Here is a 14,890-nt window from a genome sequence, read left to right on the forward strand (position 1 = left end):
CGTCGCCGACCTTCCACTTTCTGTCGGATGTTCGGTCGGATTAATCCGCTGTGTGGCATCTTAACGACATCGACTATCATCGTCCGGCAGATCAAGTCTCATGCGGCCTGTGATATTGATCACAATGGTTCGTAACGCGCTGGTATCCCGACAAAGGGTGAAGGTACCGTTCAAGCTATGGGTAGTGCCATCGGGGGCGAAACTCATATGGGGCTGGTTGCGAAAGTTCGACCAAGACCACTCCAGGCTCGTCGACAGTTCTGATATCTGTACCAGGTCATCTCCTGCGTCGAATTGTCCGTTCTGATTTGCGTCGAGGAAGATCAAGATGCGCCCCGACCAGCGAGGCGAGCCATTACAAGCCTGCTCGCCGGCGCACAAAGTAATCATTCGGCCGCGGGTGATCGCGTGGGAGCGTGCGAAATTTAGATCTGCCACCAGCTGGTTCACCGATGTCAGCTGGCGGCTGCTGGCTACCGCTTTGCCGAAAACGGGTACGCCGATGCCCAGCAAAATAGCCAATACAGCAAGCGCCACCAAAAGCTCGATAAGAGTGAAGCCGTCATGGGCAGTATTATCCGTCATCGCGTGAATCCCTTTACACATGATCGATTGCCGTCCTGGCGGGCTTCTTTTTAGCCTCATAGTCCCTAATGTCAAGACTTGCGGCTTCGTTTGGGAGATTAAATGTGGGACAGGTAACAGTTGTGGTCGGGGCTGGCGTAATCGGCCTCTTGAGTGCGCTGCGGCTGGCTGAAGCGGGCGGACAGGTAGTAATCGTCGAAGCAGGAATGAGCGGCAGCGAAGCCTCCTGGGCTGGTGGCGGGATTGTCTCGCCGCTTTATCCGTGGCGCTACAGCCCGGCGGTGACAGCGCTGGCGCATTGGTCGCAGGATTTCTATCCGCAGCTGGGCGAGCAGTTGCTGGCGCAGACGGAGATCGATCCCGAGGTTTACGAGACCGGCCTCTACTGGCTCGATCTGCAGGATGAGGACGACGCGCTCGCCTGGGCTCGGCAGCATGGAAGGCCGTTGCAGTCCGTGCCGATGGCGCAAGTGCATGCCGCCGTGCCGGCGCTGGGTCCAGGGTTCGAGCGGGCGGTTTACATGTCCGGGGTTGCCAACGTGCGCAACCCGCGTCTGCTGCAGGCGCTGCGGGCTGCGCTGCAGCAGTTGCCGAACGTGCGGCTGATCGAGCAGTGCCCGGTGACCGGCTTCGTGTGCGAGGGCACGCGGGTCGTGGGCGTCTGCACGACGCAAGGCGAGATGCGTGCCGAACGGGTGGTGGTTGCGGCGGGCGCCTGGAGTGGCGATCTGCTGCGGACGCTGGGGCTGGAGCTGCCCGTCAAGCCGATGAAGGGCCAGATGATCCTGTTCAAATGTGCCGAGGACTTCCTGCCGAGCATGGTGCTGGCCAAGCGGCGCTACGCGATTCCGCGGCGCGATGGCCACATCCTGGTCGGTAGCACACTGGAGGATGTCGGTTTCGACAAGGTGCCGACCGAAGATGCGCTGCAGAGCCTGCGCAAGACCGCTGTCGAGTTGCTGCCGGCGCTCGCCGATGCGCCGGTGGTGAAGCATTGGGCCGGCTTGCGGCCTGGTTCGCCGGATGGCGTGCCGTATATAGGTGCGGTGGACGGCGTCGACGGGTTGTGGCTGAACTGCGGGCACTTCCGCAATGGTCTGGTGCTGGCGCCGGCGTCCTGCCAGCTGCTGGCCGATCTGATGCTGGATCGTGAGCCGATCATCGATCCGCAACCCTATGCACCGGGTGCGCGTCTCCAGGAGGCAACCGCGTAGGCTGGTCGTTGCCGGAGCTGCGGTCCGGCGTGCTTTGCTGCTAGATTCTGCGCATCGCAGCCCCGGCATGCCGGGGCTGTTTCTTTTGCGACGAGGTATGCGTGGCCAAGAAAACCACATCACTGGCCGGTCTGGGCGGGCTGGTCTATTCCACCGACGCCGGCCGGCATTGTCCCGACTGTGCACAACCGCTGGATGCCTGCATCTGCAAGCAGAGCGCTATTCCCGAGGGTGATGGCATCGCCCGGGTACGGCGCGAGAGCAAGGGGCGTGGCGGCAAGACCGTCACCACCATTACCGGTGTACCGCTCGCCGAGGCCGAACTCAAGGAGCTGGCCAGCGCGCTGAAGCGCCGCTGCGGCACCGGCGGCGCGCTCAAGGATGGCGTGATCGAAATCCAGGGCGACCACGTCCAGCTGCTGCTCGACGAGCTGACCAAGCGCGGCTTCCAGGCCAAGAAGTCTGGTGGCTGAGCATCGGCGCCCGGCCGAACATTTGCGCGATTTTATGTATCAGGCTGTCCAAGCCGATTAGCCCTTGCGCCGGCCAGCACGAGCCGCGCGGCACGCAACCATTTCAGGGAGACTCCGATGCCCGTACGACGCACACGTAAAGATGACGGCAGCCAGTGGACCGCCGCGGACAGCCGCAGCATCTATGGGATTCGCCATTGGGGCGCCGGCTACTTCGCGATCAACGACGAAGGCGGCGTCGAAGTACGACCGCAGCGCGACGGCGCGCCGATCGAGTTCAATCGGCTGATCCACCAGCTGCGCGAGGCGGGGCTGTCGCTGCCGCTGCTGGTGCGCTTCCCGGACATCCTGCAGGACCGCGTGCGGCGTCTGACTGGCGCCTTCGACGCCAACATCGAGCGGATGGAGTACGCCGGCAGATACACCGCGCTATACCCGATCAAGGTCAATCAGCAGGAAGCGGTGGTGGAAAACATCATCGCTACGCAGAACGTTTCCATTGGTCTGGAAGCAGGCTCCAAGCCGGAGCTGATGGCCGTGCTGGCGCTGGCGCCGAAGGGCGGCACCATCGTTTGCAATGGCTACAAGGACCGTGAGTTCATCCGCCTGGCGCTGATGGGACAGAAGCTCGGCCACAACGTGTTCATCGTCATCGAGAAGGAGTCCGAGGTCGGCCTGGTGATCGAGGAGGCCAACGAACTCAAGCTGATGCCGCAGATCGGGCTGCGCGTGCGGCTGTCCTCGCTGGCCTCGTCCAAGTGGGCCGATACCGGCGGCGAGCGCTCCAAATTCGGCCTTTCCGCCGCGCAACTGCTCTCGGTGATCGAGCGCTTCCGCGTCGCGGGTATGGATCAGGGCATCCGTCTGCTGCACTTTCACATGGGTTCGCAGATTGCCAATCTGGCCGACTACCGCCAGGGCTTTCGCGAGGCCATCCGCTATTACGCCGAACTGCGCGCGCTGGGCCTGCCGGTGGACTACATCGACGTCGGCGGCGGACTGGGCGTCGATTACGACGGCACCCATTCACGTAACGCCAGCTCGATCAATTACGACATGGACGAGTACGCCGGCACCGTGGTCGGCATGCTCAAGGAATTCTGCGACCGCCAGGAGCTGCCGCACCCGCATATCTTCTCCGAGAGCGGCCGGGCAATGACCGCGCACCACGCGGTGCTGGTGATGCAGGTAACCGACATCGAGCGGCACAATGACGAGGTGCCGCAGATCGACAACTACGACGAGCTGCCGGAAATCGTCCAGTCGCTGGTCGATCTGCTCGGTCCGACCGACCCGGAAATGGTCACCGAAACCTACTGGCGCGCCACCCACTACATGAGCGAGTCCGGCGCGCAGTATGCGTCCGGCAAGCTGACCCTGGCGCAGAAAGCGCTGGCCGAGCAGAGCTACTTCGCCATCTGCCGCCGTCTGTACAACCAGCTCAAGGCACGCCAGCGCTCGCATCGTGCGGTACTCGACGAACTCAACGACAAGCTCGCCGACAAGTACATCTGCAACTTCTCGGTGTTCCAGAGCCTGCCGGATACCTGGGCCATCGACCAGATCCTGCCGATCGTGCCGCTGCAGCGGCTGAGCGAGGAGCCGGTGCGCCGCGCCGTGCTGCAGGACCTGACCTGCGACTCGGACGGCAAGATCAAGCACTACGTCGACGAGCAGAGCATCGAGAGCAGCATGCCGGTGCACGAGGTCGCGCCGGGCGAGGAGTATTTCCTCGGCGTGTTCCTGGTCGGCGCCTATCAGGAGATCCTCGGCGACATGCACAACCTGTTCGGCGACACCGACTCAGTGAACGTCTACCAGCGCGAGGACGGCAGCTACTACCACGCCGGCATCGAGACCCACGACACCATCGAGGACATGCTGCGCTACGTGCACCTGTCGCCGGAGGAGCTGATGACCTATTACCGCGACAAGGTCGCCAGCGCCAAGCTCAGCGCCAAGGAACGCACCCAGTTCATCGATGCGCTGCGCCTGGGCCTGACCCGCTCGTCCTACCTCACGCCCTGAGCCGGCTCAGTCGGTCAGCACGCCGAAGCCGCGCGCCATCAGCGCGGCCAGCAGCGGAATGACCAGCAACAGCAGCAGCTCCAGACGGATCACCCAGGTCAGCCAGCGTGCCGTGGGGGCGCTGATCGCCGGCACCTGGCGGTTGCGCAGCGCGCTGCGCCAGCCAAGGAAGGTTACGGTCGGATAGATCGACAGCACGGCAACGGCCACGAACAGACCGACCTTGGCGTGGAACAGGCTGTTCTGCAGGTAATAGTCGGCGCCTTTGCCATACCAGCCGGCGCGCGCGACGCCGCTGACCAGCGCCGCCCCGGCGACGATGCCGAACAGCAGATCGGTGCGAAACAGGCTGCGGGCGCGGGCGAAACTCAGCGGCCGCCGCAGCAGCTGGTGTTCCAGCAGCAGCAGCGCAAACAGCAGGAAGACCGCCAGGAAATGCAGGTAGGCGGCGATGGCGTAGGCCATGTCAGTGTCCTTTGGCTGGATGTCCCGAAGGTGTGCCGTGGATCGGCGCGAGCCACGCCTGGCGTGCCTGCAGGCGCCACGCCAGGCCGCCGAGGCAGACTCCGCGCAGCAGCATGAAGCAGAGGAACGCCAGCCACAATCCGTGATTGCCCATGTCCTGCAACAGCCAGCCCAGCGGCAGGCTGAGCGCGACGGCGAGCAGCATGCTGTCGCGCATCTCGCGGGCGCGGGTGGCGCCGATGAACAGGCCATCGAGCAGGTAGCTCCAGACGGCGATCAGCGGCAGCGCGGCGAGATAGGGCAGATAGCTCCAGGCCAGCTGGCGCACCTCGGGCATATCGGTCTGCAGACGGATGAACAACTCACCGCCGAGCAGGAAGAACACCGCGAAGGCGAGGCTGGCCAGCAGCGACCAGCCGCCGGCGACCACCAGCACCCGGCGCAGCGCCAGACGGTCGCGCGCGCCGATGGCATGGCCGCAGAGCGCCTCCACCGCATGGGCCAGGCCGTCCAGCGCATGGGCGGTGAGCAGCATGCCGTTGAGCAGCAGCGCATTGGCTGCGACGGTGGCATCGCCCAAGCGGGTGCCCTGCACCGTCACCATGAAGAACACCAGCTGCAGTGCCAGCGAGCGCAGGAAAATGTCACGGTTGACCGCCATCAGCGGTCGCCAGCTGGTCCAGCGGCGCAACTGCGCGTAATCGATCTGGCCCGGATGGCGGTGTAGAGCGCGTGCCGCCAGCGCCAAGCCGAGCAGCGCGCCGCTCCATTCGGCGATCACCGAGGCGCGTGCGGCGCCGAGCACTCCCCACTCCAGACCGAGCACGAACCACAGGTCCAGTACGACGTTGAGCAGGTTGGTGGTGAGCAGGATCGCCAGCGGCCCGCGTGCGTTCTGCGCGCCGAGCAGCCAGCCGATCAGGGCATAGCTGGCCAGCGCGGCCGGCAAGCCGAACAGGCGGGTATGGAAGTAATCGCGGGTCAGTGCATCGAGTTCCGCCGAAGGCTGCATCAGCTGCAACGCCAGGCCTTTGAGCGGCACCGCCAGCAACCCGAGCAGCAGCCCGAAGCCCAGCGCCAGCAATAGCCCCTGCAGCAAAACCTGGCGCAGCGCACTGCCGTCGCGGCGGCCGCTGGCCTGGGCGGCGAACCCGGTGGTGCCCATGCGCAGAAAGCCCATCAGCCAGACCAGCAGGGTGTACAGGCTGCCGCCAACCGCGACCGCAGCCAGCTGATGCGCGTGCGGCAGATGGCCGACCACTGCGCTGTCCACCAGCGTGACCAGCGGCACGGAGAGGTTGGACAGGATCATCGGCGCGGACAGGCTCCAGACTCGGCGATGAGTCGGAGCATGGCGCCAGGCAGCGAACAGCCGGGACATCACGTGAGAACTCCAGAACAGCCCGAAACTATACGTGTCCCGGACGTCGAACGCAGCTGCGGAGGGCGGAGCCGGTCACGGCCGGCGACTCAGCGGATCAGCCAGCTCAACAGCCACAGGCCGAGGAACAGCCAGACCAGACCGCTGATGAATGCTCGCCGAAAGAACGCACGTACCGCTGCCACCAGCAACAGCAGCCCGATCACCAGCGCCGCCAGGCTGAGCAGCGAGCGGTCCATGCCCAGCGTGCGCGACAGCCCTTCGAGAAAATCGTGTCCCGCGGTGACGAAGAATCCGAAGAAGCCGCTGAGTGCTTCGACGATGTAGCGAATCACCGTTCCGAGAACCTGGCCCAGCCATTCGAAAACGCCTTCCACCCGCATGCTGTTCTCCCACCCCGTTGAAATGGCGGCGTGCCATAGCCGCCGCCGACCTCGCTTTGGCCGCGGAGACGGCCGGCGAGTTCCGTCAGCTTAAACGGTGCGCCATGGAACCTCGAGCGCCGATGGCAGTCGGACGCTGGCTTGGCTATTCGCGTGTCGGTGATCGGGGCGTGTTGTCAGCGTCATCCAATTGCAACGGCTTTGCCGCAAGGTGCGGGCAGGCCAGAACGAACGAGAGCCAGCCAATGCCTGCAAGTTCCAGACGCCTGCGCCTGACCGGCGGCGTGCGTCCGCAGATGTGGATCGCCGGACTGCTTCTGCTCTGCGGTTATGTCAGCACCACCTTTCACCTCGATGAGCGTCTGTTCTTTTCGCTGAGTACCGCCTTGCACGAAAGCCGGTTGAGCGAACGCAGCCTCTGGCTGCCGGAATACCGCGTGCGCACCGAGGCGGCGCCGGTGGCGGGCGTGGCGAACAATCTGTCCGGCCTCACCTACGACGGGCAGCGCGACCAGTTGTGGGCGGTCGTCAACAATCCGGAGGAACTGCTTGCCCTGGATACCGACGGCCGCCTGCTGGCGCGCTACCGGCTCGAGGGATTCAGCGATGTCGAGGGCGTGACCTACCTCGGTGATGACCTGCTGGTGATAGCCGAGGAACGCAGCCAGACGCTGGTCATCGTGCCACTGCCGACCGCGGACGGGCCGTTGCGGCGGGCCGACTACCAGGCGATCAGCCTCGGCCTGCACGCACCGGACAACAGCGGCTTCGAAGGTGTCGGCTACGATCGCGCCGGCGATCGGCTGTTCGTCGTCAAGGAACACTCGCCGCGCAAGCTCTACGAAATCCAAGGCCTCAAGCGCAGCCTGGGCGGCACGATGGCGCTGAAGGTCATCGACCGCGAGGCGTGGATCGAGGACAAGGACATGGCCAGCGACCTGGCGTCGGTGCATTTCGACGAGCGCACCGGGCATCTGGTGCTGCTCAGCGACGAAGCGAAGATGATGCTCGAACTGGATGGCAAGGGGCGGATGGTCAGCTTCCGCTCGCTGTGGAGCGGTTTTGCCGGACTGGAGCGCAGCGTGCCGCAGGCCGAGGGTATGACCTTCGACGCGCGTGGCAATCTCTATCTGGTCAGCGAGCCGAATCTGTTCTACGCCTTCGACCGCGACTGATCGGCGTCAGCTGCGGCGGATCAGCCAGACACCAGCGACGATCAGCAGCAGGCCGGCGACCTTGCCGAGGCTGAGCGGTGCCGGGCGAAAGCCCGCCCAGCCGAAGTGATCCAGCAGCAGCGCCATGCACAGCTGGCCGGCCAGCACCAGCGCCATGAACAGCAGCGCGCCGGTACGCGGTGCGGCGAAGGCGGCAGTGGCGATGAAGAACGCGCCCAGCAGGCCGCCGCTCCAGTGCCACCAGCTCAAGCCCTTGAGCGTCTGCAGCGCCGGCAGGTCGCGCTGCGCCGCGACCACGCACAGCAACGCCAGCGTACCCACGGCGAAGGAAAGCAGCGCCGCACCCATCACGCTGCTCAGCTGACGCGCCAGCTGGCCGTTGATCCCGGCCTGCAACGGCATGAAGGCTCCGGCAATAAAGGGCAGGGCGAGCAGCCACCAGGCTACAGCAGACATGCAGCGAATCTCCGCGGATGAACAGGCGCGACAGTATGGGCAGTCCGGCGCGGGCTGGCCAGGGCCGGGCACCGTCGGCGAGGCACAGCTCAGCGCGGCGGATAGTGCGCCAGCAGCTGGGCCACGGTTTCGCGCAGCATGCGTTCGCGCTCGGCGGGCGTTCCGGCGTTCCTCGGCAGGATTCGCTCGGTACTGCCGCGCCAGACCAGCTTGCCGTCGGCGGCGTCGTAGAAGTCGATCTGCAGCGTGCCGACCTGATAGTCCACGGTGCGCGTGTCGGCATACATCGGCGCGCCCCAGAAACCGGACCAGGGCCCGCCCCAGGCGCCACCGGACATGCTGGTGTAAGTCTGCGTGCGTTGTTCGACGATCAGCCAGGCCTGCACCAGCACCTGCGCCGGCGCGCTGGCGGTGCTCGGGCGCAGCCCGCGCTGCTCGAGTTGCTCGGCGAGGGCGTTGCGCACGCGTTGTTCGGTGAGATCGCTGCGAATGCGCGGGTCATCCGGGCGGTATTGCAGCGCCGGTTCCTTCCAGCCCCAATTGCGATAGCGGCTGAAGTCGCGGTCGGGATCGAAGTCGCGCTGCAACGGCGCGCTCTGGCAGGCGACAAGCAGGACCAGCAGTGGAATCAGCAGCAGATGGCGGTACATGAGCGGTCTCCGATGCGGCATATATCTGAGTGTATGCCCGCGCGCGCCGGTTGGCGTGCGAACGCATGCCGCGGTGCCGGCCATTTGCTCAGCGCGGCGGATAGTCCGCCAGGGCGCGGTCGACGGCGTCGCGCAGAGCGTCACGTAACTGGCTGCGGTCGCCGCCCTGGCGTGCCTGCGCCTGGTTGCTCCAGACCACGGCGGCGCGGCGCGGGTCGAACAGCTCGAGGTGAACCACCAGTACGGTTTCCTCGTAGGTCCGCACCAGCGGTGCGTGCCCCCACATGCCGTAGTCGCTGCCGTAACGGCCGCGCCCGTAATAGCTGCCGTAACGGCCGCGCCCGTAATAGCTGCCGTAGTCGTCGTAGACCTGCCGCAGGCGGGTCTCGCTGCGCACATGGGCGGTGATCTGCAGGTCGGCCGCACCGCCTGGCGCTGGCGGGCGCAGGCCGCGCTGATCGAGCGCGCTGGCGACGATCTCCTGCAATTCTTCGGGCGTCAGCGAGCCGGTGCCGGCCGGCGGATTGCGCCAGCTCCAGGTGCGATAGCTGGAAAACTCCACCGGTGCTGCCGGATAGGCGCTGCGGTCGGGCGTGGCGACGCTGGTCGGCGGTGCATCCGGGATCGGTGCGGCTGCGCTGGTGTAGGGGTTGTCGTGCTGGCAGGCGCTCAGGCCCAACGTCAGCAGGCAGAGGGTGAGGCGTGCGAACGAGCGTGCCATGAATATCTCCTCGCCGTCAGTGCGGCCGGCACAGCCAGTGCAGGTAGCGCCCGAGACCGGCAAAGGTCGGGTGGCGCCGGTAGACCAGCTCCATTTCCAGCAGCTCGGCCGGCTCGGTACGCGCCTGGAATTCGGGCGGCATGTAGTCGTGGAACACGCGCACGCCGCTGCTGTGTTCGACCTGCCACAACGGGGCGAGTTGCGTCGCCAGCTCGCGTGGATCGAGCGGCTGCTGCGGGGTAAGGCTCTGCCGTTCGCCGGCGAACGATTGCGCGCGCAGCTTCTTGAAATGTCCCTTGAGCAGGTTGCGGTAGATCAGCGCGTCGCGGTTGTAGAAGGCCAGCGACAGCCAGCCATCGGCGGCGGTCAGGCGATGCAGCACCGGCAGGATCGCCTTTGGCTCGGCGAGCCACTCCAGTACCGCGTGGCAGATCACCAGATCGAAGCGACCGTCGACGCGTGCCTCGACGTCCTGCCAGGGCGCCTGAATGAACGTGGCCTGCTGGCCGGCTTCGGCGAAGCGCTCGCGCGCGCCCTCGAGCATCGGCGCCGCGGGCTCGGCGAGCGTGACGTCATGCCCCTGCTGCGCCAGCCAGAGGCTCATGTGGCCGAGCCCGGCGCCGATGTCGAGCACGCGCAGCGGGCGCCGCGCCAGCACCTCGGCAAGATCGGCCTGCAGCACGGCGAGGCGGATCGCGCCCTTGGCGCCGCCGTAGATCTTCTCGGCGAAGCGCGCCGCGAGTTCGTCGAAGTGGCGATCGCTCATCGGGCAAAGCGCCTCTCGTTGTCGGCCAGCTTGCTCAGCAGCGCCTGCTCCATGTCGATGCCCAGCTCGCTGCACATCAACAGCAGGTACATGAGAATGTCGCCGACTTCCTGGCCTGCGTGTTCGAGCCGCTCGGCAGGTAGCTGCCGCGATTCGTCCTCGCTGAGCCACTGGAAGATTTCCACCAGTTCGGCCATTTCCACGCTGGCCGCCATGGCCAGGTTCTTCGGACTGTGAAAACGCTGCCAGTCGTTGCGATCACGGATCGCGTGCAGGCGCTGGGTGATGGCTTGGATGTTCATGAAGGTCACGAGCTACGGGAAGGCGGCTAGCTTCCGCCACTCCTCGCCGGCTCGCAAGGGGCTGGCGGGTGCAGCGGGATTGACGGCCATCAGTGCGCGATTCCTGGAACGGGCCACACTCAAATCATTATCCAGGAGGCGAGCCATGTCCCGATTCGAACCGCATGAAGAACTCGAGCGCCTGTCCAGCGAATACCTGCAGCGCGCAGCCGCGCTGCGTCGTGATCTGGCGAAGGCTCACGACCCGGATTTCGCCGAGCAGGCACAGGAGCGGCAAAACGATGATGTTCTGCGCAGCCTGCTGATCGAGGCCGAAGAAGAGTTGCGTCTGGTCGGCCTGGCGCGCCAGCGACTGGCGCAGGGCCGCTACGGCGAATGCCAACGCTGCGGCGAGCCGATCGACGAGGCGCGTCTGCGGGCGAAGCCAGCGGCGGAGTTCTGTCTGCAGTGCGCGGCTAGCTGAACTCCGCTGCGCTGAGCCCAGTCAGCAGGGCCGCCCGTTGATCGGACGATCACTGCTGGGTTCGACGCACCGCTGCTCGCCGTGCTGTTCGATGCGGGGGGACTTGCCGCGTAGGCTCGAGGTCAGGCTGTTCATGAACTTCCCCGCCTGCGCCGGATCGTCGAAGCGCCGGGCGCCGTTCAGCGAGCCCGTATAGCCAGCATTGCTGGAGGCATAGCAGCGTGGGTTGTTCGGGCAGTCCAGGGCGATCACCCAATAGGGACTGTTGATCAGTACCCCCGCCTGGGCGGCAGGGGCAAGCAGGGCGAGAAGAATCAGCAGGCGTTGCACGAGGTTTGCTCCGGAAGTTGAGCGCCGGAGCATAGTCGATCGTTCACGCATCGCCTGCGGGGCGGGTCTCAGTGATGCTCGCGGGTGGCGCGGAATTTCACATCCGGCCAGCGCTCTTCCATCAGGCTGAGGTTGACCCGGGTCGGCGCCAGGTAGGTGAGGTGGCCGCCGCCGTCGATGGCGAGGTTCTCGTAGGCCTTGTCCTGGAATTCCTTGAGCTTCTTCTCGTCGCTGCACTCGATCCAGCGCGCCGACCAGACGTTGATCGCCTCGTAGGCGCACTCGACCTTGTATTCCTCCTTCAGACGACTGGCGACCACGTCGAACTGCAGCACGCCGACCGCGCCGAGGATGATGTCGTTGTTGCGCTCGGGGAAGAACACCTGGGTGGCGCCTTCTTCGGCCAGCTCCTGCAGGCCCTGGCGTAGCTGCTTGGACTTCAGCGGGTCCTTCAGGCGCACGCGGCGGAACAGCTCCGGGGCGAAGTGCGGGATGCCGGTGAAGCCCAGCACCTCGCCTTCGCTGAAGGTGTCGCCGATCTGGATGGTGCCGTGATTGTGCAGGCCGATGATGTCGCCGGCATAGGCCTCTTCCAGCATTTCACGCTCGCTGGAGAAGAAGGTCAGCGCGTCGGCGATCTTCAGATCCTTCTTGATCCGCACGTGGCGCATCTTCATACCCTTCTCGTACTTGCCGGAGCAGATGCGCATGAAGGCGATGCGGTCGCGGTGCTTGGGGTCCATGTTCGCCTGGATCTTGAACACGAAGCCGGAGAACTTCTCTTCGACCGGTTCGATCACCCGCTCGTGGGCAGCGCGCGACAGCGGCATCGGCGCCCAGTCGACGATGGCGTCGAGCACTTGGTCGACGCCGAAGTTGCCGAGCGCGGTGCCGAAGAACACCGGCGTCATCTCGCCCTCGAGGAAGGCCTGCTCGTCGAACTCGTGGCAGGCGCCCTGGACCAGTTCGAGTTCCTCGACGAAACGCTGGTACATGTCGCCCAGGTGGGTGCGCGCTTCGTCCGAATCCAGCTTGTCGATCACCCGCTTCTCGGTGCGCTCGTGGCCATGGCCGGGCACGTAGACGATGATCTTGTCTTCGCGCAGGTGATAGACGCCCTTGAAGTCGCGGTAGCAGCCGATCGGCCAGGTGATCGGCGCGGCCTTGATCTTCAGTACCGCCTCGATCTCGTCGAGCAGCTCGATGGGGTCGCGAATGTCGCGGTCGAGCTTGTTGATGAAGCTGACGATCGGCGTGTCGCGCAGGCGGCAGACTTCCATCAGCGCGATGGTGCGCGGCTCGACGCCCTTGCCGCCGTCGAGGACCATCAGCGCGCTGTCCACGGCGGTCAGAGTGCGGTAGGTATCTTCGGAGAAGTCCTCGTGACCGGGGGTGTCGAGCAGGTTGATCATGTGCTCGCGGTAGGGGAACTGCATCACCGAGGTGGTGATGGAGATGCCGCGCTGCTTCTCCATCTCCATCCAGTCGGAGGTGGCGTGGCGGTCGGACTTGCGCGACTTCACCGTGCCGGCGACCTCGATGGCCTTGCCCATCAACAGCAGCTTCTCGGTGATGGTGGTCTTGCCCGCATCGGGGTGGGAAATGATGGCGAAGGTACGGCGCTTCGCGACTTCGGCGGCCTGAGTGGTCATCGGAATAAAGGAACCCGTCGACGAGTAGTCGGTCTGTCAGAAAAGGCGGCGATTATAGCGGCAAATGCCTCGGACTGCGGTTCGCCGGACGCCGGAAAATCGCTGTTTGTGCAGTTTCTGGGACGCTTTGTTTTGAATCGAGAACAAGCCTGAAATGGATGCGTGGCGAGGGTGTTTTTTTGATTGATCTATGTCCCCCTTGGTCCTAAAGTTCGCGCCCGAACGTCCATGCTGGCAACGATCCATCCGGCTCAAGTACTGACGACGAGAGATCGCGCCCGCGATACTCGGCGACATGCCTTGGGAAGTAGGCGAACCAAAGTGGGGAAACTGATCAGGCGTTCTGTTTTTCATCCCTAATCCGACTTTCGTTTCCCGTTTTGGAGTTCAGGCATGACCGTCAAGATCGAAGACTATTTCCCCCGCGCGACCTTCCAGAAGATGAAGGCCTTCGCCGACCAGCAAGAAACCCCCTTCGTCGTCATCGACACCGACACCATCGCCAAGGCCTATGACGACCTGCGCGCCGGGTTCGAATTCGCCAAGGTCTACTACGCGGTCAAGGCCAATCCGGCGGTGGAAATCATCGATCTGCTGCGTGACAAGGGTTCGAACTTCGACATCGCCTCCATCTACGAGCTGGACAAGGTGATGGCGCGCGGCGTCGGCCCGGAGCGCATCAGTTACGGCAACACCATCAAGAAGGCCAAGGACATCCGCTACTTCTTCGAGAAGGGCGTGCGCATGTTCGCTACCGATTCCGAGGCTGATCTGCGCAACATCGCCAAGGCCGCGCCGGGCTCCAAGGTGTACGTCCGCATCCTCACCGAAGGCTCGACCACTGCCGACTGGCCGCTGTCGCGCAAGTTCGGCTGCCAGACCGACATGGCGATGGACCTCCTGATCCTTGCCCGCCAGCTGGGTCTGGTGCCGTACGGTCTGTCGTTCCATGTCGGCTCGCAGCAGCGCGACATCTCCGTGTGGGATGCCGCCATCGCCAAGGTCAAGGTGATCTTCGAGCGCCTGAAGGAAGAAGACGGCATCGAGCTGAAGATGATCAACATGGGTGGCGGCTTCCCGGCCAACTACATCACCCGCACCAACAGCCTGGAAACCTACGCCGAGGAAATCATCCGCTTCCTCAAGGAAGATTTCGGCGACGACCTGCCGGAAATCATCCTTGAGCCGGGCCGTTCGCTGATCGCCAACGCCGGCATCCTGGTCAGCGAAGTGGTGCTGGTAGCGCGCAAGTCGCGTACCGCCGTCGAGCGCTGGGTGTACGTCGATGTGGGCAAGTTCAGCGGCCTGATCGAGACGATGGACGAGTCGATCAAGTTCCCCATCTACACCGAGAAGAAGGGCGAGGTGGAGGAAGTGGTGATCGCCGGTCCGACCTGCGACAGCGCCGACATCATGTACGAGAACTACAAGTACGGCCTGCCGCTGAACCTGGCCATCGGCGACCGCCTCTACTGGCTGTCCACCGGTGCCTACACCACCAGCTACAGCGCGGTGGAGTTCAACGGCTTCCCGCCGCTGAAGGCCTTCTACATCTAAGTCGGATGCTACGAAGCAACGCCCCGCTCAGTCGGGGCGTTTTCGTTGGTGCTGCAGAAAGCGGCGTGCGAGCCGGGTGGCTTCAGCCGAAGATGCTGCCGCGCGGCAACCAGACGATCATCACCGCGCAGAAGATAGTCAGTGCGATGCAGAACCACAGGAAGCGCCGCTGACGCCGCTCGCCGGCGCCGTCGGCCCGTGCCGGCAGCGGCATGCCGCAGTTCAGGCAGTCGGCCTGGTACGGTGGGTTTTCCTCCTGGCAGTAGAGGCATTTGGGCATGGTCGATGC

18 protein-coding genes are annotated in these 14,890 nt (G+C 64.8%); 6 read left to right on the forward strand and 12 right to left on the reverse strand.

What is annotated here, in order from left to right; all coding sequences use genetic code 11:
* Nucleotides 1-60: 60 nt before the first annotated feature.
* Nucleotides 61-585: a GspH/FimT family pseudopilin gene (locus NAV27_RS05820; protein ID WP_102827642.1), complete on the reverse strand. Its 525-nt coding sequence runs from the start codon at nt 583-585 to the stop codon at nt 61-63.
* A 68-nt stretch (nt 586-653) separates the two neighbouring features.
* Between NAV27_RS05820 and thiO the strand changes: the two genes are divergently transcribed.
* The 3 genes from thiO to speA all read left to right on the forward strand — a co-directional run bounded on the left by thiO (nt 654) and on the right by speA (nt 4,300).
* Entirely contained in the window at nt 654-1,799 is a 1,146-nt protein-coding gene (gene thiO / locus NAV27_RS05825) for a glycine oxidase ThiO (RefSeq protein ID WP_305128244.1), read from the forward strand.
* Between the two features lie 101 nt (nt 1,800-1,900).
* Nucleotides 1,901-2,272 carry a translation initiation factor Sui1 gene (locus NAV27_RS05830; RefSeq protein ID WP_102827640.1) on the forward strand — a complete coding sequence of 124 codons (372 nt, stop codon included), beginning with the start codon at nt 1,901-1,903 and terminating at the stop codon, nt 2,270-2,272.
* Nucleotides 2,273-2,389: 117 nt separating this feature from the next.
* On the forward strand, nt 2,390-4,300 hold the full coding sequence (gene speA / locus NAV27_RS05835; RefSeq protein WP_102827639.1) for an arginine decarboxylase: 1,911 nt from the start codon (nt 2,390-2,392) through the stop codon (nt 4,298-4,300).
* A gap of 6 nt (nt 4,301-4,306) precedes the next feature.
* On the opposite strand, the gene NAV27_RS05840 is transcribed toward speA, so the two are convergent.
* The 3 genes from NAV27_RS05840 to NAV27_RS05850 form a co-directional block, all read right to left on the reverse strand.
* Entirely contained in the window at nt 4,307-4,765 is a 459-nt protein-coding gene (locus NAV27_RS05840) for a DUF2214 family protein (RefSeq protein ID WP_102827638.1), read from the reverse strand.
* Nucleotide 4,766: 1 nt separating this feature from the next.
* Nucleotides 4,767-6,146 carry an MATE family efflux transporter gene (locus NAV27_RS05845; protein WP_102827637.1) on the reverse strand — a complete coding sequence of 460 codons (1,380 nt, stop codon included), beginning with the start codon at nt 6,144-6,146 and terminating at the stop codon, nt 4,767-4,769.
* A gap of 89 nt (nt 6,147-6,235) precedes the next feature.
* Nucleotides 6,236-6,529, reverse strand: a complete 294-nt coding sequence (locus tag NAV27_RS05850; RefSeq protein WP_008567406.1) for a hypothetical protein — start codon at nt 6,527-6,529, stop codon at nt 6,236-6,238.
* Between the two features lie 245 nt (nt 6,530-6,774).
* On the opposite strand from NAV27_RS05850, the gene NAV27_RS05855 reads away from it, so the two are divergent.
* Complete coding sequence (locus NAV27_RS05855; protein WP_102827636.1) at nt 6,775-7,704, forward strand: SdiA-regulated domain-containing protein; 930 nt, start codon at nt 6,775-6,777, stop codon at nt 7,702-7,704.
* Nucleotides 7,705-7,710: 6 nt separating this feature from the next.
* On the opposite strand, the gene NAV27_RS05860 is transcribed toward NAV27_RS05855, so the two are convergent.
* The 5 genes from NAV27_RS05860 to NAV27_RS05880 all read right to left on the reverse strand — a co-directional run bounded on the left by NAV27_RS05860 (nt 7,711) and on the right by NAV27_RS05880 (nt 10,599).
* Nucleotides 7,711-8,160 (reverse strand): DMT family transporter, encoded by a 450-nt coding sequence (locus NAV27_RS05860; protein WP_054093514.1) that lies wholly within the window; start codon nt 8,158-8,160, stop codon nt 7,711-7,713.
* 89 nt (nt 8,161-8,249) lie between these two features.
* A complete protein-coding gene (locus NAV27_RS05865; protein WP_008567403.1) occupies nt 8,250-8,810 on the reverse strand; it encodes a DUF4136 domain-containing protein in 561 nt (186 codons plus the stop codon).
* Nucleotides 8,811-8,898: 88 nt separating this feature from the next.
* Entirely contained in the window at nt 8,899-9,531 is a 633-nt protein-coding gene (locus NAV27_RS05870) for a DUF4136 domain-containing protein (protein ID WP_102827635.1), read from the reverse strand.
* Nucleotides 9,532-9,547: 16 nt separating this feature from the next.
* Complete coding sequence (locus tag NAV27_RS05875) at nt 9,548-10,297, reverse strand: methyltransferase domain-containing protein (RefSeq protein WP_054093516.1); 750 nt, start codon at nt 10,295-10,297, stop codon at nt 9,548-9,550.
* Nucleotides 10,294-10,599, reverse strand: coding sequence for a nucleotide pyrophosphohydrolase (locus NAV27_RS05880; RefSeq protein WP_054093517.1), 306 nt, complete (start codon nt 10,597-10,599; stop codon nt 10,294-10,296). Before NAV27_RS05880 ends, NAV27_RS05875 begins: the two co-directional genes overlap by 4 nt.
* 145 nt (nt 10,600-10,744) lie before the next feature.
* Between NAV27_RS05880 and NAV27_RS05885 the strand changes: the two genes are divergently transcribed.
* Entirely contained in the window at nt 10,745-11,062 is a 318-nt protein-coding gene (locus NAV27_RS05885) for a TraR/DksA family transcriptional regulator (protein ID WP_008567394.1), read from the forward strand.
* Between the two features lie 21 nt (nt 11,063-11,083).
* Here the strand turns inward: NAV27_RS05885 and NAV27_RS05890 are convergent, their stop codons facing one another.
* On the reverse strand, nt 11,084-11,392 hold the full coding sequence (locus NAV27_RS05890) for a hypothetical protein (protein WP_102827634.1): 309 nt from the start codon (nt 11,390-11,392) through the stop codon (nt 11,084-11,086).
* Nucleotides 11,393-11,460: 68 nt separating this feature from the next.
* On the reverse strand, nt 11,461-13,044 hold the full coding sequence (locus NAV27_RS05895; RefSeq protein ID WP_102827633.1) for a peptide chain release factor 3: 1,584 nt from the start codon (nt 13,042-13,044) through the stop codon (nt 11,461-11,463).
* A gap of 393 nt (nt 13,045-13,437) precedes the next feature.
* Between NAV27_RS05895 and NAV27_RS05900 the strand changes: the two genes are divergently transcribed.
* Nucleotides 13,438-14,601, forward strand: coding sequence for a type III PLP-dependent enzyme (locus NAV27_RS05900; protein WP_008567391.1), 1,164 nt, complete (start codon nt 13,438-13,440; stop codon nt 14,599-14,601).
* Nucleotides 14,602-14,683: 82 nt separating this feature from the next.
* On the opposite strand, the gene NAV27_RS05905 is transcribed toward NAV27_RS05900, so the two are convergent.
* On the reverse strand, nt 14,684-14,881 hold the full coding sequence (locus tag NAV27_RS05905; protein ID WP_008567390.1) for a hypothetical protein: 198 nt from the start codon (nt 14,879-14,881) through the stop codon (nt 14,684-14,686).
* Between the last annotated feature and the right edge of the window lie 9 nt (nt 14,882-14,890).

The organism is Stutzerimonas degradans (assembly GCF_024448505.1).
Taxonomy (GTDB): Bacteria; Pseudomonadota; Gammaproteobacteria; order Pseudomonadales; family Pseudomonadaceae; genus Stutzerimonas; species Stutzerimonas degradans.

Coding starts and splice junctions, on each gene's coding strand:
- thiO (WP_305128244.1), top strand. CDS start 654: ATGTCAAGACTTGCGGCTTCGTTTGGGAGATTAAATGTGGGACAGGTA.
- NAV27_RS05905 (WP_008567390.1), bottom strand. CDS start 14,881: ATGCCCAAATGCCTCTACTGCCAGGAGGAAAACCCACCGTACCAGGCC.
- NAV27_RS05845 (WP_102827637.1), bottom strand. CDS start 6,146: ATGTCCCGGCTGTTCGCTGCCTGGCGCCATGCTCCGACTCATCGCCGA.
- NAV27_RS05880 (WP_054093517.1), bottom strand. CDS start 10,599: ATGAACATCCAAGCCATCACCCAGCGCCTGCACGCGATCCGTGATCGC.
- NAV27_RS05885 (WP_008567394.1), top strand. CDS start 10,745: ATGTCCCGATTCGAACCGCATGAAGAACTCGAGCGCCTGTCCAGCGAA.
- NAV27_RS05875 (WP_054093516.1), bottom strand. CDS start 10,297: ATGAGCGATCGCCACTTCGACGAACTCGCGGCGCGCTTCGCCGAGAAG.
- NAV27_RS05900 (WP_008567391.1), top strand. CDS start 13,438: ATGACCGTCAAGATCGAAGACTATTTCCCCCGCGCGACCTTCCAGAAG.
- NAV27_RS05855 (WP_102827636.1), top strand. CDS start 6,775: ATGCCTGCAAGTTCCAGACGCCTGCGCCTGACCGGCGGCGTGCGTCCG.
- NAV27_RS05870 (WP_102827635.1), bottom strand. CDS start 9,531: ATGGCACGCTCGTTCGCACGCCTCACCCTCTGCCTGCTGACGTTGGGC.
- NAV27_RS05820 (WP_102827642.1), bottom strand. CDS start 585: ATGACGGATAATACTGCCCATGACGGCTTCACTCTTATCGAGCTTTTG.
- NAV27_RS05850 (WP_008567406.1), bottom strand. CDS start 6,529: ATGCGGGTGGAAGGCGTTTTCGAATGGCTGGGCCAGGTTCTCGGAACG.
- NAV27_RS05860 (WP_054093514.1), bottom strand. CDS start 8,160: ATGTCTGCTGTAGCCTGGTGGCTGCTCGCCCTGCCCTTTATTGCCGGA.
- NAV27_RS05895 (WP_102827633.1), bottom strand. CDS start 13,044: ATGACCACTCAGGCCGCCGAAGTCGCGAAGCGCCGTACCTTCGCCATC.
- NAV27_RS05840 (WP_102827638.1), bottom strand. CDS start 4,765: ATGGCCTACGCCATCGCCGCCTACCTGCATTTCCTGGCGGTCTTCCTG.
- NAV27_RS05865 (WP_008567403.1), bottom strand. CDS start 8,810: ATGTACCGCCATCTGCTGCTGATTCCACTGCTGGTCCTGCTTGTCGCC.
- speA (WP_102827639.1), top strand. CDS start 2,390: ATGCCCGTACGACGCACACGTAAAGATGACGGCAGCCAGTGGACCGCC.